We start from the raw sequence: 26995 nt of genomic DNA, 5'->3' as shown, positions 1-26995 counted from the left end.
CTTTGCGCCCCTCCTCCACAGGGCCGACGACGTCGCTGGGCGCAGCCGCGGACGGGCCCGCACCCTGGTGGAGAGCCGCCGGCGGCGGCGCCGCAGTATCGCCGTACCACTCGTGCGGGGTACCGGCCGGGGAGCCGGGAGGCGGCTGTGGCAACGGCCGGCCGTGGGCACGACCGGGGAGACAGTGAGGGAACCGAAAGGAGAGGGCGATGCCGGTGGAGATGCCTGTGAGGCAGACGCCCGTTCCCGCGGGGGACGGCGCATGGCAGCCGGGGCAGCTGCAGCTGCCTGGGACATCGGCGCAGTCGGAGGAGACGCTGACCATCCCGGCAGTGGCGGCGTCCGGGGGCGCGGCGGCTCCAGAGCCGAAGGAGAAGGACCCGACGTCGGAGGCCACGGAAGGAGCCAGGGCGAGGCAGGCGGCCCGGGTCAGACCGGCGACGGGGCGCAGGCCGGTGTGGGACGGCCGAGACGTCTCCTTCCCTCCCCTGAGGCCCTCCTCCGGTGAGCCTGCGCAGTCCGGTGCTGAGACGCAGCCGAGGGAGAGGAGAAGGAGCCCGGGGGCGCCGCGCTCGGGGCGCCCCGCCCAGGTCCTGGCCGTCACCGGCGCCCGCGGGGGCCTGGGGGCCAGCGTCCTGCTGCTGCACCTGGCGTGGGCGCTGGGCCGCGCGGGCAGACGGGTGGCGATGATGGACCTCGACCCCACCGGCGGCCTGGACCTCCTGTGCGGGCAGAGCGTCCTGACCGGACTGCGCTGGGCGGACCTGCCGGCCGAAGAGTCGGCCTTCCGGCCCGGCCACCTCGTCGGAGCCCTGCCCGTGTGGCACGCCATGCCGGTCCTCACCGGGGACGTGCGCGGAGGCCCCCTGCCCTGCGCTGAGGCGGTCCTGGAGGCCATGCGGGCCGAGCACGACGTCGTGCTGGTGGACCTGCCCCGCGGGGCGTCCCCGCCGCCGGGCGCCGGGGTCCTCATCGTCACCGGACTCGACCTGCGCTCGGCCGTCGCCGCCGAGAGCATCGCCTCGCGACTGCGGGGCCCGGCGCCCGCCGCTGTCGTGGCCGCCGATGCTGAAGCCGCCACGGCCGACGCCGCCGCTGCTGGGGTGCCGGTCTGGCTCGTGGCGCGCCAGGTGGGTGAGGACGTCCTCGCCGAGGACCTCGAGCTCATCACCGGCTGCCCGGTCCTGGGGCAGGTGCCCACCGACCGGGTCCTGGCCAAGCGGCTGGCCCTCGGGGAGGACCCGGTGCGGTCCCGCTCGGCCCTCCGGCGCGCCGCGAGCGCCCTGGCCCGCGAGCTGCTGCCCCGGCTCGCCGACGCCGCAGCGTCGGAGACCCGCACAACGAACCAGTTGGCGAATCAGTCGGCGAGCCGGCCAACGAGCCAGTCAGTGAATCAGTCAGGCGATCAGTCCAGGAGGCAGTCATGGTCCCGGTGAGTCCCGGTCAGCCGGGTGCCCCCGGCGGGGGTGGGGCAGACGGCCCCGAGCTCGCCCGTGTCCGCAGCGCCTTGGCCCGCGGCGTGGGTCTGGAGGAGGCCCTCAACGATGCCGCCGCCCCCGCCACCGGACAGGTGGGGATGGCGCGCCTGGGCCAGAGGGTGCGCGCCGATGTCGACGGCGCCGGGCCGATCCTCCAGCCCCTCATCGAGACCGAGGGCGTCACCGACGTCCTCGTCAGCGACGGGCGCACCTGGATCGACCGGGGGCGCGGCCTCGAACCGGTCCCCGCAGCCGCCATGGATGAGCCCGAGGTGCGGGCACTGGCCGTGCGCATGGCCGCCTCCGCGCACAAGCGCCTCGACGACGCCTGCCCCGTCGTCGACGCCACCCTGCCCGACGGCACCCGACTCAACGCGGTGCTGCCGCCCCTGAGCGCCGATGGCACTCTCATCAGTCTGCGCACCAAGCGGCGCCGCGGCTTCACCCTGGACGAGCTGACCGCCGCCGGCACGATCGCCCCCGGCCTGGACGAGGTCCTGGCCGCCCTGGTGACCGGCCGCGCCAGCTGTCTGGTCACCGGCGCCACCGGTACCGGCAAGACCACCCTCCTTGCCGCCCTGCTCTCACTCGTCCCGGCCACCGAGCGCATCGTGTGCATCGAGGAGGCCAGCGAGCTGCGCCCCCGCCACCCCCACGTCGTCCACCTCCAGGAGCGCGGCGCCAACGTCCAGGGCGTCGGGGCGGTCGCCATGACCTCCCTGGTGCGTACCGCCCTGCGCATGCGGCCCGACCGGATCGTGCTGGGAGAGTGCCGCGGCCCCGAGGTGCGTGATGTCCTCACCGCCCTCAACACCGGCCACGAGGGCGGCTGGGCCACCCTCCACGCCAACTCTCCCGCCGACGTCCCCGCCCGCCTGACCGCCCTGGGGGCCCTCGCGGGACTCGACGAGGCGGCTGTCGCCGCCCAGGCGGCCAGCGCCCTCGACGCCGTCGTCCACCTGCGCCGGCAGGCCGGCACCACCGGGGCACGCCGGTACGTCGCCTCCATCGGAGTGCTGCGGCGCGGGACGAGCCCGGCCGGAGCAGTTCTCATCTGCGAGGAGGCCCTGCACGTGACGGGCGACGGCCGACTCAGACCCGGCCCGGCCGTATCAGCACTGCGGGAGCGGATCGGCCCACAGGCCCTGGCCCGCACCGGCCTTGACGGACTGCCCGGGGCGGGGGAGAGGAGACCGGTATGACGGGCGTGACCAGCTGGGTGGGCATGGCCTGCGTGACGGGCACGGCCGCGATCCCACCCCCGGCGGCCCACCTGACTGGGCTGGTGGGTGGGACGGTGGGAGGCCCGGTGCCGGGCGCCTGGATCGCGGCGGTCCTGGTCGCCCTGGCCGCCGCCGTGCTCCTGCTGCCGGCCCGCCGCGACCTGCCCCGCGGCTGGACCACGGGCACCCCCGAGGCCCAGGCACGCCCGACGATGCGGCAGGCGGCGCTCGACGCGCTGCACTCCCGACGTACCGGGGCACCAGAACCGAACCTCGGCCTGCTGCTCACCGAGGTCGCCAGCCTCCTGCGCGCCGGCGCGACCCCGCAGCGGGCCTGGACGCGAGCCTGCCGGCGCGCCGGCCTCACCGAGGGCGCCGAGCCCGACGAGGACGGCGTCCCACCCGTGCTGCGCGCGCTCGCGGACCTTCAGCACGACTCGTGGCTGCCCCGATGGAGCCAGGGGCGCCTGCGCTGGCACCCGCCCCCGCTAGGCCGGCGGGCCCGGCAGAGGCGGGCCACCGCCGCCGGGGTGCCGGGCGCCGTCGCCTCCTGCCGCCTGTCGACCGCCCTGGGGGCGCCCCTGGCCGACATCCTCCAGACCGTGGCCGGCGGGGTGGCCGAGTCCGGTCGCGCCGAGGCCTCCCGCCGGGCCGCCCTGGCCGGCCCCCGCAGCACCGCCCGGCTCCTGGCCTGCCTGCCCGTGGTCGGCCTGGGGCTGGGGATGCTCGTGGGCGCCGACCCCGCCTCCCTCCTGCTCGACGGCGGACTCGGCAGCGCTGCAGGGGCGCTGGGTATCGGGCTCATGGTCGTGGGGCACCTGGTGACCAGGCGCCTCATCCGCGCCGCGACGGCCGAGGGCGAGGTCGTTGACGAGGCCCTGGTCCTGGACCTGGCCGCCGCCGCCCTGAGTGCCGGTGCCTCAGTGCCCGGGGTGCTCACCGCCTTAGGCGCGGCCCTGGAAGAGGAGGGGGCCGGCGTCGTGGGGCGGGCCCTGCTGCTGGGCGCCCCGTGGGAGGAGGCCTGGCAGGCGCCCGAGGACGAGCAGTGGAGGGCGCGGCGATCCCGCCTGGAGTCCTGCCTGCGTCCCGGCTGGGAGGACGGGGCCTCACCGGCCGCCCTCCTGGCGGCGACGGCGGCGAGCCTGCGCGCGGGGAGGCATGCCCGCGACGAGGAGGCAGCCGAGCGCCTCGCGGTGCGCCTGGTCCTACCGCTGGGCGCCTGCCACCTGCCGGCCTTCGTCATCCTGGGGATCGCGCCGGTCGTCGCCTCGGTCGGCATGAGCATGCTCAGTGGGTGAAGGCGCCCCGCCCGAGGCACGCTCAAGCGGGTACTCCTGCCCTCTTGGGTGCGCGAGCCCCGGCGGCCTGGCACGATGGGGGCATGGCACTGTCGAAGAAGCTGCTGAGCCGCGACGAGGTCGTGGTGCGGCACATGCACACCCACATCAAGGTCCTCCTGTGGCGGTTCGTCGTCGAGATCCTCCTGCTCGTGGTCGGCGTCGTCGCCTCGGTCATGGCCCCCACCAGCTGGCAGCCCTGGGGCATCGTGGCGATCTGGGTGGTGATCCTCGTCGCGAGCGTCCCCCTGCTGCTCCTGCCCTGGCTGCAGTGGTACATGCACACCTACACCATCACCACCAAGCGCATCATCACCCGCTCCGGCATCATCAGCCGCATCGGCCACGACCTGCCCCTGACCCGGATCTCCGACATCCAGCTGGACAAGGACGTCGCCGACCGTTTCTTCGGCTGCGGCACGCTGGCCCTGCAGACCTCCGCCGACGACCCGCTCCTCCTGCACGACGTCCCCCACGTGGAGACGGTCCAGGTCGAGATCTCCAACCTGATCTTCAACGACACCCAGGGCGCCATCGACGCCGACCCCCGCAGCTGAGCGGCACCGAGGCGTCGATACAGGGCGCAGATACGCAGACAAAGACGGCGGCCGCCGGTCCCCCAGTGAGGGAGCCGGCGGCCGCCGTCTGAATCGTGGTGATCGGGTCAGTCGAGGGTCTCGACGACGCCGACCGCCTGGGCCACACCGGTCAGGGTGGCGGCGATGCGCACGGCCTCCCAGACCTGCTCGGTGCTCAGGCCCTCGCCGCGCACCGTGGCCTCGTGGGCGGTCACGCACTTCTCGCAGCCGTTGATGGTGGACACGGCCAGGCTCCACAGCTCGAAGTCGACCTTCTCCACGCCACCGGAGGTGCCGATGATGTTCATGCGCAGGCCCATGCGCTCGTTCTCGTAGGCCGAGCCCAGGAAGTGGCGCGTGCGGTAGGCGACGTTGTTCATCGCCATGATGGAGGCGGCGCCCAGGGCGGCGCTGATGGCCTCCTCGGACAGGTGGGTGCGGGCGTCCTCCATGACCTGGACCAGCACGGACTCGTTGCGGGTCGCGGCGGCCGCGGCCACGAAGGTGCCCCACTGCTGCTGCTCGGTCAGCGAGGAGGAGCGGGACAGGGTGGACAGGTTCAGGGAGAGGTCCTTGGCCCACTCGGGCAGGGCGGAGCGCAGGTTGTCAATGCTCATGGGTTCTCGTTTCGTCGTCGTTCAGGTGATGAGGTCGGGGGACGGGGTGGCCCGTCAGCCCATCTGGCCCAGGGCGTCGATGGTGGCGGCGCCGGCCTGCCAGTTGCAGGCACACAGCTCGTCGGACTGGAGGGCGTCGAGCTGGCGCAGGACCTCCTCGGTGTTGCGGCCCACGGAGTCGGCGGTCACGGAGACCGACTGGATGACGTTGTGGGGGTCGATGATGAAGGTGGCGCGGTCGGCCTCACCGGTGGCGCGCTTGATGCCCAGGGCCTCGGTGAGCTCGCGGTTCAGGTCGCTGGCCATGGGGAAGGGCAGGTCCTGGAGCTTGTCGTGGCTGCGGCGCCACGCGTAGTGGGTGTACTCGTTGTCCACCGAGACGCCCACGACCTCGCAGTCGCGGTCCTTGAAGTCCTGGTAGAGGTCGCCGAAGGCGGCGATCTCGGTGGGGCACACGAAGGTGAAGTCCTTGGGCCAGAAGAAGACGACGCGCCAGGTGCCGGCGGGGACCTGGGAGGAGACGGTGGTGAAGTAGTCCTCGGGCTTGCTGGCCTCAACCTCCTTGAGGTTGCCGGGGACGACGGCGGTGAGCTCGTAGGCGGGGAACTGGTCTCCGATGGTGAGAACGGCCATGGGTGCCTCCTGAATGATGCGAATCGCGGTGCGAGTTGGTGCGGGCCTGGGCTGGACTGCACCGGCCCGGGTGGGGCCGGTGCGGGGCGGCTCCGTCGATCCAACCGTAAGGCGCCAGCGCCATAGGCGCAACTAAACCATCTCCTATTTTTAAGAAGGTGCGCCTTATCTGGTGACGCCGCGGTGACCCGGCCGGAGCCCGGCTGCTCCAGCCCGCCCCGGCGGAATGAGATACCGCCCCGCGGTGTTGCCCCACTGTTGCCCCACTGTTGCCGCACCCCCGCGCAACCAGGTCAGGAGAAGCCATGAGTCCTCGTCTCAGCCGGATCAGCGTCCTCGAGCAGGTTCCTCTCTTCGAGGGGGGAGACGTCCGCCGCACCCTGGGGGACCTCGTCCGCCTGGGGCGCGGCCTGGAGGAGTCCGGGTACCACCGCCTCTGGCTGGCCGAGCACCACAGCACCGGCTCCTTCCTGTCCTCGGCGCCCGACCTGCTCATGATGCACATCCTGGACGCCACCGACCGTATCCGGGTGGGTTCGGGCGGCGTCATGGCCATGCACTACGGCTCGCTCCAGATGGCCGAGCGCTTCGCCACCCTGGCCACCCTCCACCCCGGCCGCGTCGATATGGGCCTGGGTCGCGCCCCCGGCGGGGACATGCGTGCGGCTGCCGCCCTCAACCAGGGCCGCGTCATCGACCCTGACGCCATCAACGCCCTCATCGAGGAGACGGTCGCCCTCCTGCGCGACGAGCTTCCCGCCACCCACCCCTACGCCTCTGTCGAGGTCCGCCCCCTCCCGGCCCAGATGCCGGAGGTCTGGCTCCTGGGCTCCTCGGGCCAGTCGGCCGCCTGGGCGGGTGTCCACGACCTCAACTACGCCTACGCCCAGTTCTTCACCGGCCGCCAGCAGGTCGAGATCATGAACCACTACCGCGCCCACCTCCCCGAGGGCCCCGGCCGCGGCTCCATCCACGGGGGCCAGACCCTCTCCGCCCTGTGCGTCAGCGCCGCCGCCACCCGCGAGGAGGCCCGCGAGCAGGCCCTCGTGGCCGCCGACGCCCGATTCAGCCTGCGTACCGGCCGCCCCATGCGCTTCCGCGACCCGGCCACCCTCGACGCCGCCTACCGCGCCGAGGTCGAGCGCTACCTCGAGCGCGACACCGCCATCATTGTGGGCACCTACGACGAGGTCGCCCAGGCCCTGTCCTCCTTCGCCGAGAACCACGGCACCGAGGAGGTCATGCTCATCAGCTACATCGACGACGTCGAGGTCAGGACCCGCCAGTACGCCGAGCTCGCCGCCCGTCTCCTGTGAGCCGGCGGGGAGCCCTGGGCGCTCTGGCGCCCTCCCGTGCGGCGGGGCTCCGGAGATGAGCGGCGCCCCGCGTTACGGTCGGTTCCATGAGCCCCGCGAGCGCCCGGTCCGCCTCTGAGTCCTCCTCCTTCCCGCCTCCGGCGGCCACGCCCGAGCAGGCGACGAGCCTGCGGGCCGACCTGGCCGACTCCGGCTGGGGTGTGGAGGCGGTGGCCGTCCTCCTGGGGGAGGCCGCCGACGCCGCCCTGCGCCGCGAGATCCGCCTGCCCGCCCTGCGAGCCGTGCGCGCCGCCCTGGCCGCCGGGGCCGCCCCCTCGCCCGTGGCCGTCCTGACCGCCCTGTTCATGCTCGGCGATCCGGTCCCCGCCACCGCTCTCGACGCCGCCCTGCCTCGCACGACAGCGGCGGGCGCCACTGCCATCGGCCTGGTCGGCGAGCCCGACGAGTCCGGGTGCGTCCGTGCCCTGGTCGACCTGCGCCCCCACGAGGCCGTCGACGACGCCGGTGAGGTCCGCTGGTGGGTGGCCTCCGACCTGGGCGAGCTCGTCACCGGCCGGGCCCTGGCCCCCGATCACGTCCTGGGCGTCGGCGGCGCTGGCCTCACCCTGGCGGGCCTGACCCCGCGCACGCCCGTGCGCACCGCCCTGGACCTGGGCTGTGGCTGCGGCATCCAGACCCTCTACCTGCTGCGTCACGCCGAGCACGTGGTGGCCACCGACATCTCCGCGCGCGCCCTGGCCTTCACCGCCTTCAACACGGCCCTGGCCGGCGTGAGCGTCACCGGTGCTCCAGGCGCCGGCTCCGACATCGCCCCCAGTTCCGGCCTCGACTCAGAGGCCGACGCCGCCTCCGAGTCCGGTTCCGACGCCGGCCGCCTGGAGCTCCTGCGCGGTTCCCTCCTGGAGCCGGTGGCCGGTCGCCGCTTCGACCTCATCGCCTCCAACCCGCCCTTCGTCCTCACCCCGCCGGCGGTACGCGAGGCCGGCCTGCCCCTCATGGAGTACCGCGACGCCGGCGGCCCCATCCTGCCGGGGCTCGTCGCCGGACTCGCCAAGCACCTCGAGCCCGGCGCCACCGCCGTCATGCTCGGCAACTGGGAGCACCGTGGCGTCGGCTCGTGGCGCGAGGTCGTGGCCGCCTGGCTCCCCGAGGGGCTCGACGCCTGGATCCTTGAGCGCGAGCTTCAGGACCCGGTGGAGTACGCCACCATGTGGCTGCGCGACGGCGGCCTGACCCCCGAGCGCGACCCGGGGGCCTTCGATGCCGCCCTGGAGGCGTGGATCGACGACTTCGAGGCCCGTGACGTGCGGGGCGTCGGCTTCGGCTACCTGATCGTCCACCGTCCCGGGCGCCCCCGCGAGCCCTGGCGCCTCCTGGAGGAGGTGACCACCTCCGGTCAGGGGGTCCTGGGACCCCACGTCGCCGAGGTGCTGGAGGTGCGCGAGCGGCTCGCCGGCCTCGACGACGAGGCCGTCGGCGACCTGCGCCCGCTCCTGGCCCCCGATGTCACCGAGGAGCGTCACCTCATCCCGGGGGCGGCCGAGCCCACGGTCATCCTGCTGCGTCAGGGCGGAGGGCTGGGACGCACTCTGCAGGCATCCACGGCGGTGGCCGCCCTGGCCGGGGTGGCCGACGGCGAGCTGAGCGTCGGGCAGGTCGCCTCCGCGGTCGCCGCCCTCAGTGAGCTGAACGCAGCCGACGCGGCCGCGCTGCGCGCGGAGATGGTTGAGGCGGCCCGTCATCTCCTGACCACAGGATTCCTGCACCCAGGAAAGTGACGACGGACTGAATGGGGCTTTGAGGGAAATGGATGATGGTGAACTCCCGGTGGGTATGATTCCGTTCTGAGACATTTGCGGGTTTGTTGTTGTCTTTCCTCTATTGTCGTGACGCCTCCGTCATCAATGAGATACAACTGAAACCCACGCCGTTCCGCGTCATTTCAAGGGAAAGTGTCTGCGGCGTGCAATGATGCGTGATTGTTGCCCCGTGAGCCGATTCTGAGGTGTTGGGGAAGAGGTCGGATGACCTACATTCCTCGGCAGTCACAGTTGTCGTGCGCTCCCCGCGCACCCATCCCTCATGATCGGAATCATCGGCATGTCCCAGTCATCACGTCGCCCACAGCGCGGGCGCCAAGGACTACTGCACAGATTCTGTGCGGTGGTCGGTTCTCTTGCGATCGTCCTGGTGACCATGGTGTCGCTCCCGTGGACGGCGCCTCCCGCGGATGCCTCCACCAATGACCTCACCATTCCCTTGGGGGACACCGCGGTGCAGATCGCCTATGTACGCACCGTTGACACGGTTGATCGTGTGAACGACACAGCGGCGAACGGGTACAGCTACAACTCCTACCCGTGGGAGTGGGCATACGCGCGTGCTTGCACTCGCTACACGCCGGGCTCCAACAACTACTGGACTGACTCGGTTCACGGCAGCAGCGGCCAGTACGCGGCGGTCGGTTACGGGCGCAAAACGATTGACGGTCCCTGCCCCACCTACTACAAGGGCGAGCCGGGCGATGAGCAGACCTCGCTGGGTTTCCAGCCCTCCAACACCACGAGCGTCAAGGCCGGAAACGTCTTCCTTGTGGGGAAGATGCGCCACGTCAACAGCCCGATCTACTCCGACGACAGCCCCGTGACCAACCCCTCCCGGGGCAAGGGCACCACCTACTACGGCAGCTTCAACGTCAACACCGCCCAGACGATTCAGGCCGACTTCCCGTGGACCGAGTTCGACACCACCAACACGTGCACCGGGAAGCTCGACTCGAACGGCAAGCTCATCATCGGCGACTACGGCACTGACCAGCAGTCGGTGAGGACGCAATACGCCTATGACCGGAACGGGAGGGTTGGCCGTTACGACGGGTCCACCTACACCTACATGTACCAGAACGGCTCCCTGGTCTGGTTCAACGGCTCCATGACGCAGGACTTCACTGACAAGAACGGACGCAGCTGCGCCGACGACATCCTCGACATCAAGTCCGACCGCTCCGACACCGCCTGGACGGACCCCAACACCGGCATTAAGTACAAGCTCAAGCTGTGGGGATTCGTCAACAACGGAGACAACCAGCAGTGCCGCGCCGACCTGGAGAAGGAGGAGGCGTCCCAGCTGGAGGACCGCTTCATTACCCGTGAGCGGGCCGTCTCCTTCGGCTGCCTCTACGGCTCCATCGAGCAGGAGCGTCCGGTGACCTTCGCCAAGGACGTCAAGGCGGACTCATCGGTTCAAGGGTCGTTGACGATCCCCACCTTCGACTACGTCAACGTCTCACCGGAAGGAACCTTCGGCGCCAAGAACTGGGGGACCCCCAAGTCCCTGACCCCCACCTGGGGCGGTGAGGACGTCGACCCCAAGGACTACACCCTGCTGGCCCCCAACGACGCCGCCACGGTGCAGGAGGCTGGCACGACCCCGCAGGCCGCCGTCGACCGGACGACTGGTGACGTCTGGTCCACCGGCTGGTTCCTGCGCGACGTCAGCTGCACGGTGAGTAACGGCGCCGCCCCGCTGCTGCGCCGCGACGGAACCACCCGCCTGGACAAGTCCGACTCCGTAAACCTCGACCAGCGCACCATCCGCCTCGATGAGACCCAGCTGGCCGAGCGCCAGGACGAGGTCGCCGTCAAGTGCGTCTGGCACAACGAGTACGTCGTCGGCCGTGGGCGCGTCACCCTCGTCAACATCGTCGACGGCGGAAGCGCCAGGCCCGAGCAGTGGACCTTGACCGCCAAGCCCGCCACCGATGGGCTCTTCGGGCAGAAGACCATCACCGGTGCCAGCGGCACGCCCGCCGTCAGCAAGGTCTACACCGCCGGCGGCACCTACGGCCTGTCCTCGGGCAACGGCCCCGATGGGTACTCGCAGAACGGCCCCTGGGTCTGCACCAACGACGACGGCAGCAACGTGCCCGTCAGCGCGGACAACAAGTTCGTGCTGGGCGAGGGCAAGAACGTCACCTGCGTCGTGCACCAGAAGCCCCAGCAGACCCCCGTCAGTGCGGTCAAGAGCGTTGAGGGCGCCTCCGACGCCGCCACGGCCGGCTCCTACTCCCTGAGCTACACCTGCACCCCGGGTCCCGATGGCAAGGGTGCCTCCACCGGCAAGATCACGGTGGATGCCAAGGGCAACGTCGCGGACCTGCCCGCCCAGCGCGTGGGCGCCACCTGCACCGTCACCGAGGATGCTCGTGACGCCAGGGGACTCAAGCAGCCCGGGACCTCGGCCGGCGGAAGCGTCAGCTGGAAGGACCCGGCCGCCTTCAAGGTGGTCACCAACCCGGGCAACCAGGAGCGGGAGCTCGCCTCCACCGCCGTGGCCCCGACCAACGGCAACGCCGGCGGTGTCACCTTCACCGTGCCCGACTCCTCGCAGGGAGCCGTGCGGATCAAGGTCGTCAACTCCGTCGTCCCGCACGCCGGTATCGACAAGACCTTCGCCAAGGTCGCCAAGAGCACCGAGAAGGTCAACGGTCGCACCACCTTCGACCAGACCTACACCATCACGGTGACCAACCCCTCCGCCAAGGCGGGCCTCACCTACGACCTCAATGACGCCTGGCAGGTCCCCACCGGGGTCACCGTCCACAAGGTCAGCATCTCCGGTGGCGCCATCACCGGCACGGAGACGCCTCAGGCCGGCGTGCCCTACGTCAAGACCGGCATCTCCCTGCCCGCGGGCCAGAAGCACATCTACACGGTGGTGCTCAACGTCTCCGGTCCCGACGCCGGCCTGCCCGGCATCCAGGGAGCCTGCACCCCCGGCGCCGTCGGTCAGGGCAAGGCCGTCTACAACAAGGCCTCGGTGACCACCAAGGGCGACGGGCAGCCCAAGGAGGCCGCAGCCTGCGGCACCCTGCCCGCCAACCCCCAGTTCAAGGCCTCCAAGACCCCGCTTGACGTGGTCCGTAACGGTGACGGCACCTTCACCTCCAGCTACACGGTGACGGTCACCAACACCTCGCTGGTCGCCAGCCCGGTGGTCGCCGACCTCACCGACACCCCGCAGATGCCCGCAGGCACCTACCTGCACAAGGTGCGGATTCTGGAGAAGGGCGTTGACGCCCAGGGCGTGACCCTCCCCGGGAGGAACGACGCCACCGGTACCTTCAACGGACCGATCACCCTCATCAAGGGGGGCACCGGCGAGAGCCTCGCCGCCGCTCCTCGGGCCGGGGCCGATGGTGGTAGCCGTACCTTCACGATGCAGATGACCTTCACTGTTCGCGAGAACACCCCGGGCTACAACGAGTCCGACTTCCAGTGCGGTCACCAGCGCGCCGACGGCAAGCCCTCCGGCCTGGTCAACACCATCGCCATGGAAGGCGACACTGACGGCGAGGGGAACAACCACGGCTGCCTGTCCACCGACGGCAAGCTGAAGTTCTCCAAGGAGGTCACCACCCAGCCGGGCAACGGCTCGACCTTCGACGTCGTCTACACCGTGAGCGTGGTCAACGAGGGATCGCTGACCGTGTCCACCGGACCGATCAACGACAAGCCCTCCTTCGCCCCCGGGCTCAACCCGACCCTGGTCAAGGTGCAGCGCGAGATGGGACCGACCCGGACGGTCGAGGCCCAGCCCGACGGCTCCTACCGCCTGTCCGACAACGAGAAGCTCTACTCGGGCCTGACGATTCGCTACACCGTCACCTTCACGGTGAAGATCGACCCGTCGGCCGCCGGATACAGCGATGAGCTGCTGGCCTGCACCACGGAGAAGGATCGCCTCGTTCCCGGCCACGGCCTGTACAACAAGGTCGTTCCTCAGGCTGGCAAGGACTCCGACACCCGGCCCGACCACGACGTGGCCTGCGCCAACGTCTCGCCCAATGCCGGCAAGCGCATCCTGTCGATCGTCAAGACCGGCAGCCAGGGCCCCCTGGATGACGCGGCCTTCGACATCTACCCGATGGATCCCTCCACCCCGGGTGCCAAGCCCCTGACCGACGGCGTGACCTTCACCGGCGGCAAGGGAACCGGATCCTTCACCACCACGGGACTGGCCATCAACCGCGAGTACTGGCTGGTGGAGACCAAGGCTCCCGCCGGGCACCAGCTCATGGCCAAGCCGGCCCGCTTCAAGGTGACCGACACGGGCATCGAGCTCATCACCGCCACTCCCGGCGGCTCGGCCCTGACGGTCTCGCGCAGCGGGGCCAGCAAGTCCGACGACACGATCACCGTCCGAGACCTCCAGATCGGCACCCTGCCACTGTCCGGTGGACGCGGAATCGGCATGAACATCGCCGTCGGAATCGCGGCCATCACCGGCGCCGGCCTGCTGGCACTGCGTCAACGAAAGACTTCCTCGTTCGGGCGCTCAGCCTGATCGCGAGAAGAACCCACGACTCCGCTCCGTCGCGCGCGGGTCACCCCTTCTATCCCTCATTCATCCCAACAACACAGGAGAGAACAGAAATGCACTCCCTCAACACGCGCCGGGGCCTCGGCCTCGCCGCTGCGATGACGCTCGCCGCCGGCGCGCTCGTCGCCCCGACCGGCGCGGCGGCACCCGCTGACCCGAACGGCTCCACCATCGACCCCGACGCGGCCACCACGCTGACCGTCCACAAGTGCGAGCAGACCGACACCAACGGCGTCAAGGAGGGGACCGGTAACGAGGACCCCCAGGCCGAGTGCAAGCCCGTCTCCGACGTCGAGTTCACCATCACCAAGCTGAACGTCGACCTGACCACCTACGACGGCTGGAAGACCCTCGCCGACCTCAAGGGTGACGTGGTCAAGGCCGGTGCCCTCAAGAGTGCCACCACCCAGAAGATCACCACCGGTGCTGACGGTCTGGCCTCCTTCACCGACGCCCAGACCGAGGTCGGTGCCTACCTCGTCAGCGAGACGCGCACCCCGGACAAGGTCATCCCGGCCGAGGACTTCGTCGTCACCCTGCCGATGACCAACCCGCAGGACACCGCCAAGTGGAACTACAACGTCCACGTCTACCCCAAGAACACCCTCTCCGGTGTGGACAAGCAGGTGACCGACAAGCCGGCCCCCGGCTCCGGGCGCGACATCACCTACACCATCACCACCTCCATCCCGAAGGTGGACTACCCCGGCGGTGCACGTATCAAGCGCTACGAGGTCGTTGACCGCCTCGACAAGCGCATCAACAAGGACGCCCTCACCCCGGTCGTCAAGATCGTCGGTCAGAACGAGGTGACCCTGGCGAACGGCACCGACTACACCCTCATCACCGCCGAGGGCAAGGACCACAACTGGGCCACCATCCAGCTCACCGAGGAGGGCCGTCGCAAGGCCTCCGAGGCGCGCTACAACGGCAACGGTGACACCAAGATCGAGGTGACCCTGACCGCCAAGTTCGACGCCGCCGTCAACCTCGAGGGCGACCTGTCCAACACCGCGGGCCTCATCCCCAACGACAGCCCCAACTTCACCTGGGACCCGAACAACCCCGGTACCACCACGGACATCCCCGGCATCCCCACCACCCCCGTGCTCTCCAAGTACGGCAAGGTGGTCGTCACCAAGACCGGTACGGACGACCTGGCCGACAAGACCAAGTACAACGGCGCCCAGTTCCAGGTCTACGAGTGCACCAAGACCGCCAGCGGTGCCACGCTGCGTGACTCCGACCCCAGCACCCCGACCGTCGACCCGCTGACCGTCGGTGGGGAGAAGACCTTCACCACCGCCGGCCAGGGCACCGTGGAGATCAACTACCTGCGCGCCAACGACTACGTCAACGGTGCCAAGAAGGACCAGCTGACCGACGAGGACCACTACTGCCTCGTGGAGACCAAGGCGCCTGAGGGCTACACCCTCCAGGCCGACCCGATCCCCTTCCGGGTCCTGGCCGCTGACGCCGAGGCGAAGGCCCCGACCAACCTGACCGTGACCGACATCCCGAAGAACGCCGGCTTCCGCCTGCCGCTGACCGGTGCCAACGGCGTCATCTTCCTGACCGTCGCCGGCGCCCTGCTGGTGGCCGGTGGCGCGGTGGTCGCCTACGCCAACAAGCGCCGTCACGTTGCCAAGCACTGACAGCCTCTGGCAGCCACTGAGGTGACCGGCCCCAGCCGGCCGTCATCACGCTGACTGCTTCCGTGTGGGGGAGGCGGGAGAACCCGTCTCCCCCACACGGGCGTCGCAGGGATCCTCCCTGCCAATCGTTAAACCCACAACCGATCCCCACCGTCTCTCGCAGCGAGCTCCGCAGACAACCCGACGCAGGAAGGCACGGTTCTCCGTGACAGCGCTACTCCCATCACTTCGCGACCGCATCTCCCAGTCCCGCACGAACCAGGCCCAGGGGGAGCCCGACGGCGCGGCCGTGCAGTCCGGCCCGGACGGCCCCGGCTCCTCGGAGGTTGACCCGAAGAAGGCGGCCCGACGCAAGGTCCTGCGCGAGCGCTTCCTGACCTGGTTGCCGCTGGTCCTGGTCCTGGTCGGCGTCGCCGTCCTCCTGTACCCGGTCATGGCGACCCAGCACAACAACGACGAGCAGCAGCGCCTGGCCAAGATGTACACCGCCACGGTGAACTCGGCCGGGCCGGACACCGTCGCCAAGGAGCGCGCCTCCGCCGAGACCTACAACAACAACCTGGAGAGCGCGCCGATCCTCGACCCCTGGCTCGAGTCGCAGCGCCCCGACACCCCCCAGTACCAGGCCTACCTCCACGAGATGGACATCGACCCGGTCATGGCCCGGATCGTCATCCCCTCCATCCACGTGAGCCTGCCCATCTACCACGGCACCGACAGCCGCACCCTGACGGAGGGAGTCGGGCACCTGTTCGGCACGAGCCTGCCGATCGGAGGCCCCTCCACCCACTCGGTCCTCACCGGTCACACCGGGCTTTCCACCGCGACCATGTTCGACAACCTCAACCAGCTCAAGAAGGGCGACGTCTTCTACGTCTCCTCCTTGGGGCAGACCCTCAAGTACGAGGTCAACGACATCACCGTCGTCAAGCCCGAGGAGACCGACTCCCTGCGCAAGGTCCCCGGACGCGACCTGGTCACCCTCATCACCTGCACGCCCTACGGCGTCAACTCCCACCGCCTCCTGGTCACCGGCGAGCGCGTCCCCATGGACCCCACGGCCGCCGCGGCCGAGGAGGCCAAGGCCCTGCCCGCCCCCATGCAGACCTGGATGAAGGCCATCATCGTGGCCGTTGTCATCATCCTGGCCGTCGTCGTCGGAATCCTCGTGCGCCTGTGGTGGACGCGTCGTCGTCGCACCCGTGGTGCCGCCGGGCGAGCCGTCAAGGGCTCAGCCGCCCGCGAGGCAGGCCGCGGTGATGACTCACTCGACGACGGTGCGCGCGAGCGCTGGCCCGGACGCCCCCTGCAGGACGTCGTCGGCCCCGCCGGGGCCGCCGGGGCAGCCGGGGCCGATGCGCAGTTCACCGATGACACCAGCGAGCTCGAGGTCATCAGCCCATCGGCCGCCGCGAGGCAGAGCGCCGGAAGCGACGCCTCCCAGGACCCGCAGGTCGCTCCCGTCGAGCAGCCGGCCCCCAGGACGGCCTCCCCCTACGGGCCGATCACCCCGGCCGCAGGCGGCCAGGGGGAGGACCCCTTCAGCGACCTGAAGGCACGTGAGTCGTGAGCAGTCCCGCACAGGAATCGCTGCTGACTTCCTATTGGTTGGTGCGTTCGAGAACCTACGATCGGCCGGTGGCCTCCTTTCAGTCGCAGTCCTCCCGCTCCCTGGGGCAGCTGCGCCTGCGCGGGGGCCTGCTGGCCCTGTCCTGCCTGGCGGCGACGCTCGGCCTGTGGGGGCTGTTCGTGTTCACCCACACCGGCCAGGCCCTCGACGCCATGGCCCTGGAGGGCTCGGAGATCGGCTCGCACTACGTGAGCGCCCACGCCCGCAGGCTCCTGTCGGTGGTGTCCATGCCGGCCGCGGTCGTCCTGGTGGTGACGATCCTCGTCATCGGTCTGCTGCGACGCAGCCACCGGCGCGCGGTGTGGGCCGTCGTCGCCGTGGTCGGGGCCAACCTGACTACCCAGATCCTCAAGTACCAGTTCCTGTGGCGGCCCGACTTCAACATCACCGAGCGCTGGGACAACGCCAACACCCTGCCCTCGGGGCACACCACCATGGCGGCCTCGGCCGCGGTCGCCCTCATCCTGCTGTCCGGGCGGCGCTGGCGGCCGCTGTCGGCCTGGGCCGGGGGACTGTTCACCATCGCCATGGGCTACTCCACCCTCGTGTGCCAGTGGCACCGCCCCTCCGACGTCCTGGCCGGGATCTTCGTGCCCGTGGCCTGGGGCGCCCTCGCCGTGGCCGGCGGGGCCTGGCGCGCCCCCTGGTCCCTGCGCGAGGGGACCGGGGAGGAGAGCTCCGGTGAGGTGCCCGGGCTGACCACCGTGGGGACGATCCCGGTGACGGCCGCCGGGCCGCGCCTGTGGCACCAGCTCCTCGGCAACATTCTCATGGCGGCCGCCGGCATCGTGTGCACCCTGGGGGCGCTCGGCCTGGGGGCCTGGGTGTGGTGGCACCTGGACGGCCCGGAGACGCGCTGGCAGCTCTTCGGCGCCTACGCCACCGGGTCGGTGGCCGTCGTCGGCGTCACCTGCCTGGCCCTGTCCGCGCTCGTCTCGCTGACCGACTGGGGCCGCACCCGCCGCAAGCACGAGGCCCGCCACCGCGACTGACGCGCGGCCTTACTCCTCGACGGCGGCGGCCGGGAGCCTGACGCTGAAGGTGGTCCCGTGGTCCTCGGGCGCGGTGGAGGAGTCGACGTCGATGCTCCCGCCATGGGACTGGACGATGGCCAGAGCGATCGACATGCCCAGGCCCGTGGAGCCGGTGCGCCGCTCACGTGAGGAGTCCCCCCGGGCGAAGCGCTCGAAGAGGCGGTCGCGCACGTCGGGGGCGATCCCCGGGCCATCGTCGTGGATGCGCACGATGAGCGTGTCCCCCTCGCGGGCCAGCGTCGTGGTCACGTGGCTACCGGCCGGCGTGTGCACCCGGGCGTTGGCCAGGAGGTTGACGACGACCTGACGCAGACGGGCCTCGTCACCGATGACCAGCGGAGGCTCGGGCAGGAAGTCCTCGGCCTCCTCCGGCGTGGCGTCGGCCGGAGGCTCCAGGACGGCCAGGTCCAGCTGCCAGTCGTGGTCGGGGCCGGCCGCGCGGGCGTCGGCCACCGTGTCCACCAGGAGGCCGACCAGGTCCACCTCCTCGCGGCGCAGCTCGCGCCCGGCGTCCAGGCGGGCCAGCAGTAGCAGGTCCTCGACGAGCGCCGTCATCCGCACCGACTCGGAGTGCACGCGCTCCAGGGCGTAGGTGGCCTCCTCCGGCAGGTCGGCGTCGGCCCCCTCGCGGCGGATGAGCTCGGTGTAGCCGCGGATCGAGGCCAGCGGCGTGCGCAGCTCGTGGGAGGCGTCGGCCACGAACTGGCGCACCTGCGTCTCTGAGCGCTGGCGCGCGGCCAGAGCGGACTCCACGTGCCCCAGCAGCGTGTTGAGGGCGCCGCCGACCTGCCCGACCTCGGCCGAGGAGTCCAGGTCCGCCTTCTCCACGCGGTCCTCGATGCTCACCTCGCCGCGCTCCAGCGGCTGGGAGGCCACGCGGTGCGCGGTGCGGGCCACCCGCTCCAGGGGTGCCAGCGAGGAGCGCACCATGGTCCGCCCGGCCAGGGCCACCACGAGGGCGCCCACCAGGGCCACCGCCAGCTCGATGAGCAGCTGGGTGCGGATGAGCCCCTTGTCCCCCTCCAGGGAGAGCCCGGTGATGACCGTGCTGCCCGAGGCCTCATCGCGGGTGGCCACCACCCGGTAGCTGCCCAGGTGGTGCAGGTCCACGGTGACGGGGTGGTCCTCCGTGGCCTGGGACAGCAGCAGCCGGCAGTCCTCCTTGGAGATGGACGCGTAGTGGCCGTTCTTGTCGATGTAGGCGGCTGTCTCACTGGTCTCACCGTCGGAGGATGACGTCTGCGGAGTAATGAGCGTCAGCGTGCCGGTCGACTGTCCGGCGGCATCCAGGCCGGGAGGGACCCCGGGCTTATCGGGGCCTCCGCCGGCCCCGCCCGTCCCGTCGGGCTGGTCTCCCTGGTTCTTCGTGTCCTCCTGGGCCGCCTCATCGGAGGCCTTCCTGGCCTCCTGGGTCAGGTCGTGGCGCTTGTCGGCGGCGCGCTGGGCGGCCGCCATCAGCTGGCTGTCCGTGCGTGCCATGAGCGTGTGGCGCAGGCTGACGGTGGAGAAGGCGCTCATGACCGCCGCCATGACCAGGACCAGCCCGAGCACCCCGACCACCAGCCGGGTGCGCAGACTGCGGGGAGGCGTGAGCAGTGAGCCGGGCCGCCATGAGCGCAGGCTCATCCGCCGCCCGGTCGGTGCCGGCTGCTGGGACATCTGCGGGCGCTCAGCCGCGTTCATCGGGGCCGGCGGCCGGCTTGAGGACGTATCCGACGCCGCGCATCGTGTGGATCATGGGCTCGCGGCCCTTGTCGATCTTGCGGCGCAGGTAGGAGATGTAGAGCTCGACGATATTGGCCTGCCCGCCGAAGTCGTAGTTCCACACCCGGTCCAGGATCTGCGGCTTGGACAGGACCCGGCGGGGGTTGCGCATGAGGTAGCGCAGCAGCTCGAACTCGGTGGCGGTCAGCTGGATCTCGTCCTCGCCGCGCCAGACCTCGTGGGAGTCCTCGTCCATGCGCAGGTCCCCGACCTCCAGGATGGAGGCCGGTTTCTCCTCGCTGGCCCCGGAGCGGCGCAGCAGGGCGCGCAGTCGGGCCACGACCTCCTCCAGGGAGAAGGGCTTGGTGACGTAGTCGTCGCCGCCTGCGGTCAGCCCGGCCACGCGGTCCTCGACGGCGTCCTTGGCCGTCAGGAACAGGACCGGCACGTTCGGGCGGTGGCCGCGCACCCGGCGCATGACCTCCAGGCCGTCGAAGTCGGGCAGCATGATGTCCAGGACGATGACGTCGGGGTCGATCTCCTGGGCGGAGCGCACAGCTGCGATCCCGGTCCCGGCGGTGGTGACCTCCCATCCCTCGTAACGCAGGGCGGAGGCGAGCAGGTCGGCGAGCATCTGCTCGTCGTCGACGACCAGGACGCGCAAGGGGGAGCCGTCGGCACGGGTGAGGTTCTCGGTGGGGGCGTTAGTCACGTCATCTATTCAACAGGAAGGCGCTGTGCTCGACCACAGCGCAACCTGTGTCTCGACTGTGTTACCGATCTGAGACCGAACGGAGACGCGGCGGCTCGAACGCTGTGACATGCTTAAGCGGGTATGCGTCTTGGTTGTTGATCTCCACATTCGCGTGCACCGGAACGTTACTTCGTAGCGAATCCCCCGAGAGAGCGGCCAAGTGTATCTCCGCCGTCCCTCATCACGTGTGTCGCCGTCGGTGAACCGGCGTCGACCTCATTTCCCTCATACATCCCTCAGACAGCAACAGCAGGAGAGACATGGAATACGTCGATGGCAACGAGCGCCGCTTCGGTGCCGAGGACCTGTTCTTCTCAACGACGGATACCAAGGGTGTCATTCGCAGGACCAACCGGGTCTTTGATTCGCTGTCCCGTTACAGCCCCGAGGAGCTCGTCGGCTCTCCGCACAACATCATCCGGCACGACGACATGCCCGCCGGTGCCTTCAAGCTCATGTGGGACGAGCTCGAGCAGGGACGCTCCTCCTGCGTCTACGTGCTCAACCGGGCCCAGGATGGACGGGACTACTGGGTCTTCGCCACGATCGCTCCGCTGGCCGACGGCTACCTGTCCGTGCGCGTGCGCCCGACCAACCACGCCATGTTCACGCCCGTCAAGGAGATCTACGCCCGCGTGCGCGCCGCCGAGCGCGCCTACGCCGAGGAGGGCCACGGGCGCCGGGAGGTCGCCGAGCACGGGGCGGCGCTGCTGACCGAGGAGCTGGCGAAGCTTCAGTACCACGACCTGCACAACTTCGCCCGGGCCGCCCTGCCGCGCGAGCTGGCCCTGCTGGTCGTCGAGGGCGTGCGGGTGCCGCCGCGCGCCGAGTCGGACAACCCCATGTCCGCCGTCCTGCAGGCCGTCGCCGCCATCGAGCGGGACACCGACGAGCTCATCTATCAGCTCGGCGAGTACCAGGAGCTCATCAACGGCCTGGGCTCCTGGGCCGGAGGGGTGCGCTCGGTCATTGACCGGGCCGACCGCGTGGGCTCCCTCATGGGGGAGGTGACCAGTCCCGACGCCGAGTCCTCCGTGCCCACCGTCTCCGAGCGAGTCAAGGAGCGTGGGGCTCAGGCCGTTGAGGTACTGCGCCAGCTCAACTCCTCCCTCGTGGCGCTCTACGAGGCGGCCTCCGAGGTGCGCTTCCGCAGCTCGATGATGCGTCTGCACACCCTCATGGCGGGCATCTTCGCCGCCGCCGTCCTGGACGGCCAGGAGGGGGAGTCCGGCGACGCCATCGGCGACCTCGCCGAGGCGATGCTCTCCGACCTGGAGGAGCTCGTGCCCTCCTGCCAGGAGGCGGCGAATCTGGCCGAGCGCCTGGAGGGCGATCTTCGCTCCGTGGTCAGTAACCTCGACCGCGTCAAGCGGCCCTTCCAGCGCTGGATCCGCGCTCTTCAGGACGAGGGGGCCCAGGCGCTCGTCGAGGGCGTCGACGCCGAGGCGGCCCTGAGTGAGGCCGTCGCCGTGGGTGAGCAGGGCTTCCCGGAGACGGCCTCGTTGGCCGAGCTGGCCGCCAAGGCCCGCGGTGTTGTTGTGACCTTGGACGAACCCGTCATCCGTCAGCGGGTGGCGACGGTTCGTGAGACTCTGAGCCACCTGGGGGAGTAATTGTCGATAATCTACAATATAGGTCCCACCTTATTGGTGACAATGTCATAAATTGTCTTCCGCGGGCACACACGTTTCGTTACCTTCTTCCCGGCACTGTGTGAGGAGCTGAAGGAATAGTCCTCTGGCGAGGTGCTCCCGCGAATTATTCACCCTGAAGGAAAGCACCATGGAGTCGCAGGTCGGTTACGAGCGTTTGTTCGATCCGCAGGACATCTTCTTTTCCACCACGGATCTCAAAGGCGTCATCCAGAACACGAACCGGACGTTCGATACGCTGTCGCGTTACTCGCGTGAGCGTCTCATCGGGGCTCCGCACAACATCATTCGTCACCTGGACATGCCGGCGGGTCTGTTCCGCCTCATCTGGGACGATCTGCAGACCCGGCGCCCGGCCTGCGGCTACATCACCAACCGTGCCGTGGACGGCCTGGACTATCGGGTCTTCGCCACCATCGTGCCGCTGCGCCAGGGCTACCTGTCGGTGCGGATCAAGCCGATGGACGGGGCCACCAGGGACCGGGTCGAGGAGGCCTACCGCCGGGTGCGCGCCAAGGAGCGCGACCTTCAGGCCCGGGGCGCCTCACGCCACCAGCTCGGTGAGTTCGGTGGCCGTGAGCTGGCCGCGGAGCTGGCGGCCCTGGGCTTCCCCTCCCTGCACGACATGACCTTGGCGACCCTGCCGCGTGAGGTGGCCGCCCTGGTCACCGCCGGGGTGCGCGTCCCGTCGGCCGCCCCCGAGGGCCTGGGTGCCGTGGCCCGGATCCTCAACGCGGTGGCCGCCATGGAGAAGGACACCGATGCCCTGGTCTTCGAGCTCGATGAGTACCTGCGGCTCATCACCACCATGGAGGCCACCCACGACTCGGCCCGGGCGGTGGAGGCGCGGGTGGGGCGCATCGGCCAGCTGGTCTCCCACGACGTCGGCGACAGCGCCCAGACCAAGGTGCTCATGCTCAGCGAGCGCATCGCCGAGCTCACCGGCGTCGCGGGTGCCGAGCTCAACGCTCTGCCCTCGCGGCTCAAGGTCCTGCACCAGTCGGTCACCGAGCTGCGCTTCTCCGTGGCCCTCATGCGCCTGCTCACCCTCATGGTGGGGCGCTTCGCCCAGTCCATCCTCGATGGCACTGAGGTGGACGCCGTGCACTCCCTGACGGACCTGTGCGAGGCGCTGGAGTCCGGCTTCCGCGGCCTGGGGCCCGTGCTGCAGGCCGTGAGCACCCAGGTCGCCCAGCTCAACGATGCCCTGCGCACCGTGACCTCCAGCCTGGACCGCGCGGCCCGGCGCCTGGGGCAGTGGGTGGACCTGCGTGGCGGCGGGGCCGGCTCCTCGGGCTCGCCGATCATCGACGAGGTCGCCCAGCTCACCTCCCGCGGCTTCCCCGAGGTCCGCTCCCTGGCCGAGCTGGCCGCCGAGTGCCGCGGACTGCACCTGCCCTACGACGAGCGCATCGCCGCTCAGCGCCTGGCGGCCGTGCGCAGCGCCCTGGCCGAGCTCATCTGAGACGAAAGTCGTTCTTCCGGACACTGCCTGGTTGGAAAAGGTGGGTGGTGCGTTACAGTCGGCTGGGAGCCGGCACGCGCCGACTCCCCACCGTCCCCCTTCGCCGGGGCCCCGGATCGCCCGGATCCTCACGATCCCGCGGTGATCTCCGGGGCCCGGCGACAACCGCCCGCAGACCCACTAGCCGCGGCCAGCCGCGCACCACCCGTGAGGAAGGCTTTACGTGTCCACCAAGCTCGTCATCGTGGAGTCCCCCAACAAGGTGCGCTCCATCGCCGGCTACCTGGGTCCGGAGTTCGACGTCGAGGCCTCCGTGGGGCACATCCGCGACCTGCCGCAGCCCTCCGAGCTGCCCGCCACCATGAAGAAGGGCCCCTACGGGAAGTTCGCGGTCGACGTCGAGGACGACTTCACCCCCTACTACGTCGTCAACCCCGACAAGAAGAAGACGGTCGCCCAGCTCAAGAAGGCCCTCAAGGAGGCCGACGAGCTCTACCTGGCCACCGACGACGACCGCGAGGGCGAGGCCATCGCCTGGCACCTCCAGCAGGTCCTCAAGCCCAAGGTGCCGGTGCGCCGCATGGTCTTCACCGAGATCACCCCCGAGGCCGTCACCCGGGCCCTGGACAACACCCGTGAGCTCGACATCCACCTCGTCGACGCCCAGGAGACCCGCCGCATCCTGGACCGCCTCGTGGGCTACGAGGTCAGCCCGGTCCTGTGGCGCAAGGTCCGCGCCGGCCTGTCCGCCGGGCGCGTGCAGTCAGTGGCCACCCGCCTCGTCGTCGAGCGCGAGCGCGAGCGCATGGCCTTCCGCTCCGCCTCCTACTGGGGGGTGGAGGCCACCTTCTCCACCGTCCTGTCCGCCGTGGACGTCACCGCCCGCCAGGAGGCCTCCTTCACCGCCCGGCTCGTCACCCTCGACGGGCGGCGCGTGGCCACCGGCCGCGACTTCAACGACGACGGCCAGCTGCGCCCCGCCGCGCTCAAGGCCTCCGCCGTCCACCTCCACCAGGTGGGGGCCACCGCCGTGGCCGAGGCGATCGGCCGGGGAGAGCCGCGGGTGGTCGGAGTGGAGGACAAGCCCTACAAGCGCCGTCCGGCCGCCCCCTTCACCACCTCCACCCTCCAGCAGGAGGCCTCCCGCAAGCTGCGCATGAACCCGCGCGAGACCATGCGCGTGGCGCAGGGCCTCTACGAGAACGGCTTCATCACCTACATGCGCACGGACTCCACGGTCCTGTCCGGCCAGGCCGTGGCCGCGGCCCGCTCGCAGGTGGCCGAGCTCTACGGGGCCGAGTACGTGCCCGAGCGCCCCCGCGTCTACGCCTCCAAGTCCAAGGGCGCCCAGGAGGCCCACGAGGCGATCCGCCCCGCCGGCGACCACTTCCGCACCCCGGCCCAGGTCTCCGGTGAGCTCACCGGAGCACAGTTCCGCCTCTACGAGCTCATCTGGAAGCGGACCGTGGCCTCCCAGATGGCCGATGCCGTCGGCTCGACCGCCACGGTGACCGTCGAGGTGCCGCTGACGCCGGTGGCCGGCGAGTCGCGCGACTCCGGCCCCACCTTCTCCACGGCCGGCCTGACGGCGTCGGGCACCGTCATCACCTTCCGCGGCTTCCTGGCCGCCTACGAGGAGGGGCGCGACGCCGAGCGCTACCAGGACGACGCCGGCGCCGCCGCCAAGGACTCCAAGGACGTGCGCCTGCCCGCGATGATCTCCGGCCAGGAGCTGGCCGCCCTGGACGCCGAGGCCTCCGGCCACGAGACCACGCCGCCGCCGCGCTACACCGAGGCCTCCCTGGTCAAGGCCCTTGAGGAGCGCGAGATCGGCCGCCCCTCGACGTACGCGGCCACGATGTCCACCATCTCCGACCGCGGCTACGTCGACCACCGCGGCCAGGCCCTGGTGCCCACCTGGCTCGCCTTCGCCGTCACCCGGCTGCTGGAGGAGAACTTCGCCGAGCTCGTCGACTACGACTTCACCGCCTCCATGGAGCGCGACCTGGACCGGATCGCCGCCGGCGAGGAGGACCGGGTCGCCTGGCTGCGGCGCTTCTACAACGGGCAGGGAGGCGCCGGTGCCGAGCAGGCCGCCCAGGCGGCCTCAGGCGAGCTCGAGGCCGTGGCCGCCGCGCTGCGCGCCCAGGGGCTCAAGGGCCTGGTGGACAACCTCGGCGAGATCGACGCCCGCGCCGTCAACTCCATTGAGATTGGTGAGGGCATCACCCTGCGGGTGGGGCGCTACGGCCCCTACCTGGAGGATGCCGAGGGCAAGCGCGCCAACGTCCCGGCCGACCTCGCCCCCGACGAGCTGACTGTGGACAAGGCCCGCGAGCTCTTCACCCGCGCCGCCGACGACGGCCGCGAGCTCGGCGTCGACCCGGTCAGTGGGCACGTCATCATCGCCAAGGATGGCCGCTACGGTCCCTACGTCACCGAAGTCCTGCCCGAGCCGGAGGAGACGGCCGAGGTGGAGGCGACCAAGACTGCGAAGACGGCAAAATCGACGAAGACGAAGAAGACCACCAAGGCGGCCAAGCCCAAGCCCCGCACCGCCAGCCTCCTGCGTTCCATGGACCTGTCCACCGTGACCCTGGAGCAGGCCCTGGACCTGCTGAGCCTGCCGCGCGTCGTCGGCCAGGACCCGGAGTCGGGGGAGGACATCACCGCCCAGAACGGCCGCTACGGCCCCTACCTCAAGAAGGGTACGGACTCGCGCTCCCTGGAGACCGAGGAGCAGATCTTCACCGTCACCCTGGAGCAGGCCCTGGAGATCTTCGCCCAGCCCAAGCGGCGTCGAGGACAGGCGGCCGCCCGCGGACCGCTGCGCGAGCTGGGGCAGGACCCGGCCACTGAGAAGCCGGTGGTCATCAAGGACGGTCGCTTCGGCCCCTACATCACTGACGGGCAGACCAACGTCACCGTGCCCCGCAGCGAGGACCCGGCCACCATCAGCGCCGAGAGGGCCTTCGAACTGCTGGCGGACAAGCGCGCCAAGGGCCCGGCCAAGAAGCGCACCACCCGCAAGACCACCGCCAAGAAGGCCACGACGACGAAGAAGACCACCACGAAGAAGACCGCCACTGCCAAGACGGCCACTGCCAAGACGGCCACGAGCAAGGCGGCGGCCTCGAAGGAGGGCTGAGGGGGCTCGGCGGTGCGGGCCTGCGGCCTTGGCGCGGACGTGCAGCGTTGGTGCGGGCCTGCGGCGTAGGTGCGGCCTCTGGCACTGCTGCTGCCGTCGCCGGCCACTGCCGCCGGTTGCCGCCGCAGGTCACTGCTGCTGGCCGTCGTCGTGAGCCCTGGCCGGGGACATTCCACGCGGACGGGTGCGTTCCCCTCCGGTCGGGGACAGTCCGCGCGTCCGGGGACCGGCTTCCTGTCCCCGACGGCGTCGAATGCCCCCGTGCGCGAGAAAGAGTCCCCGACGGCGTCGGTTGTCCCCGTCCGCGCAAGCCCAGTGACCCGTGAGCATCATCGCGGCCGGTGTCGCAGTTCTGCGACAGCACTGCGACGAGGAGGGGACAATCGGCCG

Annotated in this window: 17 protein-coding genes; 13 read left to right on the top strand and 4 right to left on the bottom strand. The window is 70.5% G+C overall.

Annotated elements, in window-relative coordinates; genetic code table 11:
* The first annotated feature begins 221 nt into the window (after positions 1 to 221).
* The 4 genes from AB7V09_RS08715 to AB7V09_RS08700 all read left to right on the top strand — a co-directional run bounded on the left by AB7V09_RS08715 (position 222) and on the right by AB7V09_RS08700 (position 4595).
* Entirely contained in the window at positions 222 to 1436 is a 1215-nt protein-coding gene (locus AB7V09_RS08715; RefSeq protein WP_419143560.1) for a cellulose synthase operon protein YhjQ/BcsQ, read from the top strand.
* Complete coding sequence (locus AB7V09_RS08710; protein WP_419143519.1) at positions 1424 to 2680, top strand: TadA family conjugal transfer-associated ATPase; 1257 nt, start codon at positions 1424 to 1426, stop codon at positions 2678 to 2680. Before AB7V09_RS08715 ends, AB7V09_RS08710 begins: the two co-directional genes overlap by 13 nt.
* Positions 2677 to 3999 (top strand): type II secretion system F family protein, encoded by a 1323-nt coding sequence (locus AB7V09_RS08705; protein WP_419143518.1) that lies wholly within the window; start codon positions 2677 to 2679, stop codon positions 3997 to 3999. Before AB7V09_RS08710 ends, AB7V09_RS08705 begins: the two co-directional genes overlap by 4 nt.
* A gap of 83 nt (positions 4000 to 4082) precedes the next feature.
* Positions 4083 to 4595, top strand: coding sequence for a PH domain-containing protein (locus AB7V09_RS08700; protein ID WP_009747236.1), 513 nt, complete (start codon positions 4083 to 4085; stop codon positions 4593 to 4595).
* A gap of 107 nt (positions 4596 to 4702) precedes the next feature.
* On the opposite strand, the gene AB7V09_RS08695 is transcribed toward AB7V09_RS08700, so the two are convergent.
* Positions 4703 to 5233 carry a carboxymuconolactone decarboxylase family protein gene (locus AB7V09_RS08695; protein ID WP_003787906.1) on the bottom strand — a complete coding sequence of 177 codons (531 nt, stop codon included), beginning with the start codon at positions 5231 to 5233 and terminating at the stop codon, positions 4703 to 4705.
* Between the two features lie 54 nt (positions 5234 to 5287).
* Positions 5288 to 5866 (bottom strand): peroxiredoxin, encoded by a 579-nt coding sequence (locus AB7V09_RS08690; protein ID WP_003787904.1) that lies wholly within the window; start codon positions 5864 to 5866, stop codon positions 5288 to 5290.
* A gap of 305 nt (positions 5867 to 6171) precedes the next feature.
* On the opposite strand from AB7V09_RS08690, the gene AB7V09_RS08685 reads away from it, so the two are divergent.
* The 6 genes from AB7V09_RS08685 (at position 6172) to AB7V09_RS08660 (ending at position 17840) form a co-directional block, all read left to right on the top strand.
* Positions 6172 to 7182: an MsnO8 family LLM class oxidoreductase gene (locus tag AB7V09_RS08685; protein ID WP_314157364.1), complete on the top strand. Its 1011-nt coding sequence runs from the start codon at positions 6172 to 6174 to the stop codon at positions 7180 to 7182.
* A gap of 86 nt (positions 7183 to 7268) precedes the next feature.
* Entirely contained in the window at positions 7269 to 8960 is a 1692-nt protein-coding gene (locus tag AB7V09_RS08680) for a DUF7059 domain-containing protein (RefSeq protein ID WP_419143517.1), read from the top strand.
* A 385-nt stretch (positions 8961 to 9345) separates the two neighbouring features.
* The gene (locus AB7V09_RS08675) at positions 9346 to 13527 is read left to right on the top strand and encodes a SpaA isopeptide-forming pilin-related protein (protein WP_419143516.1); all 4182 of its coding nucleotides are present in this window, start codon (positions 9346 to 9348) and stop codon (positions 13525 to 13527) included.
* Positions 13528 to 13616: 89 nt separating this feature from the next.
* Complete coding sequence (locus AB7V09_RS08670) at positions 13617 to 15218, top strand: SpaH/EbpB family LPXTG-anchored major pilin (RefSeq protein WP_009747618.1); 1602 nt, start codon at positions 13617 to 13619, stop codon at positions 15216 to 15218.
* Positions 15219 to 15423: 205 nt separating this feature from the next.
* Positions 15424 to 16788, top strand: a complete 1365-nt coding sequence (locus tag AB7V09_RS08665) for a class C sortase (protein WP_419143515.1) — start codon at positions 15424 to 15426, stop codon at positions 16786 to 16788.
* Between the two features lie 68 nt (positions 16789 to 16856).
* The gene (locus AB7V09_RS08660; RefSeq protein WP_075375309.1) at positions 16857 to 17840 is read left to right on the top strand and encodes a phosphatase PAP2 family protein; all 984 of its coding nucleotides are present in this window, start codon (positions 16857 to 16859) and stop codon (positions 17838 to 17840) included.
* 9 nt (positions 17841 to 17849) lie between these two features.
* Here AB7V09_RS08660 and AB7V09_RS08655 read toward each other — a convergent pair whose 3' ends face one another.
* Positions 17850 to 19541, bottom strand: a complete 1692-nt coding sequence (locus tag AB7V09_RS08655) for a sensor histidine kinase (RefSeq protein ID WP_419143514.1) — start codon at positions 19539 to 19541, stop codon at positions 17850 to 17852.
* Positions 19542 to 19551: 10 nt separating this feature from the next.
* On the bottom strand, positions 19552 to 20298 hold the full coding sequence (locus tag AB7V09_RS08650) for a response regulator transcription factor (protein ID WP_419143513.1): 747 nt from the start codon (positions 20296 to 20298) through the stop codon (positions 19552 to 19554).
* Positions 20299 to 20600: 302 nt separating this feature from the next.
* On the opposite strand from AB7V09_RS08650, the gene AB7V09_RS08645 reads away from it, so the two are divergent.
* The 3 genes from AB7V09_RS08645 to topA all read left to right on the top strand — a co-directional run bounded on the left by AB7V09_RS08645 (position 20601) and on the right by topA (position 26605).
* Positions 20601 to 21953 carry a PAS domain S-box protein gene (locus tag AB7V09_RS08645; RefSeq protein WP_009405879.1) on the top strand — a complete coding sequence of 451 codons (1353 nt, stop codon included), beginning with the start codon at positions 20601 to 20603 and terminating at the stop codon, positions 21951 to 21953.
* 169 nt (positions 21954 to 22122) lie between these two features.
* The gene (locus tag AB7V09_RS08640; RefSeq protein WP_070511332.1) at positions 22123 to 23457 is read left to right on the top strand and encodes a diguanylate cyclase; all 1335 of its coding nucleotides are present in this window, start codon (positions 22123 to 22125) and stop codon (positions 23455 to 23457) included.
* A 223-nt stretch (positions 23458 to 23680) separates the two neighbouring features.
* A complete protein-coding gene (gene topA / locus AB7V09_RS08635; protein WP_419143512.1) occupies positions 23681 to 26605 on the top strand; it encodes a type I DNA topoisomerase in 2925 nt (974 codons plus the stop codon).
* The last annotated feature ends 390 nt before the right edge of the window (positions 26606 to 26995 follow it).

Source organism: Actinomyces sp. SKVG-SVH-4(1), from assembly GCF_048514265.1.
GTDB classification, from domain to species: domain Bacteria; phylum Actinomycetota; class Actinomycetes; order Actinomycetales; family Actinomycetaceae; genus Actinomyces; species Actinomyces oris.
Note: the sequence above shows the minus strand (reverse complement) of the source record. Positions and strands in the feature narration are given on the sequence as shown.

Excerpts from the sequence above, each read along its gene's own strand:
- AB7V09_RS08715 (WP_419143560.1), top strand. The coding sequence starts at position 222 with ATGCCTGTGAGGCAGACGCCCGTTCCCGCGGGGGACGGCGCATGGCAG.
- AB7V09_RS08710 (WP_419143519.1), top strand. The coding sequence starts at position 1,424 with ATGGTCCCGGTGAGTCCCGGTCAGCCGGGTGCCCCCGGCGGGGGTGGG.
- AB7V09_RS08705 (WP_419143518.1), top strand. The coding sequence starts at position 2,677 with ATGACGGGCGTGACCAGCTGGGTGGGCATGGCCTGCGTGACGGGCACG.
- AB7V09_RS08700 (WP_009747236.1), top strand. The coding sequence starts at position 4,083 with ATGGCACTGTCGAAGAAGCTGCTGAGCCGCGACGAGGTCGTGGTGCGG.
- AB7V09_RS08695 (WP_003787906.1), bottom strand. The coding sequence starts at position 5,233 with ATGAGCATTGACAACCTGCGCTCCGCCCTGCCCGAGTGGGCCAAGGAC.
- AB7V09_RS08690 (WP_003787904.1), bottom strand. The coding sequence starts at position 5,866 with ATGGCCGTTCTCACCATCGGAGACCAGTTCCCCGCCTACGAGCTCACC.
- AB7V09_RS08685 (WP_314157364.1), top strand. The coding sequence starts at position 6,172 with ATGAGTCCTCGTCTCAGCCGGATCAGCGTCCTCGAGCAGGTTCCTCTC.
- AB7V09_RS08680 (WP_419143517.1), top strand. The coding sequence starts at position 7,269 with ATGAGCCCCGCGAGCGCCCGGTCCGCCTCTGAGTCCTCCTCCTTCCCG.
- AB7V09_RS08670 (WP_009747618.1), top strand. The coding sequence starts at position 13,617 with ATGCACTCCCTCAACACGCGCCGGGGCCTCGGCCTCGCCGCTGCGATG.
- AB7V09_RS08655 (WP_419143514.1), bottom strand. The coding sequence starts at position 19,541 with ATGTCCCAGCAGCCGGCACCGACCGGGCGGCGGATGAGCCTGCGCTCA.
- AB7V09_RS08645 (WP_009405879.1), top strand. The coding sequence starts at position 20,601 with ATGGAATACGTCGATGGCAACGAGCGCCGCTTCGGTGCCGAGGACCTG.
- AB7V09_RS08640 (WP_070511332.1), top strand. The coding sequence starts at position 22,123 with ATGGAGTCGCAGGTCGGTTACGAGCGTTTGTTCGATCCGCAGGACATC.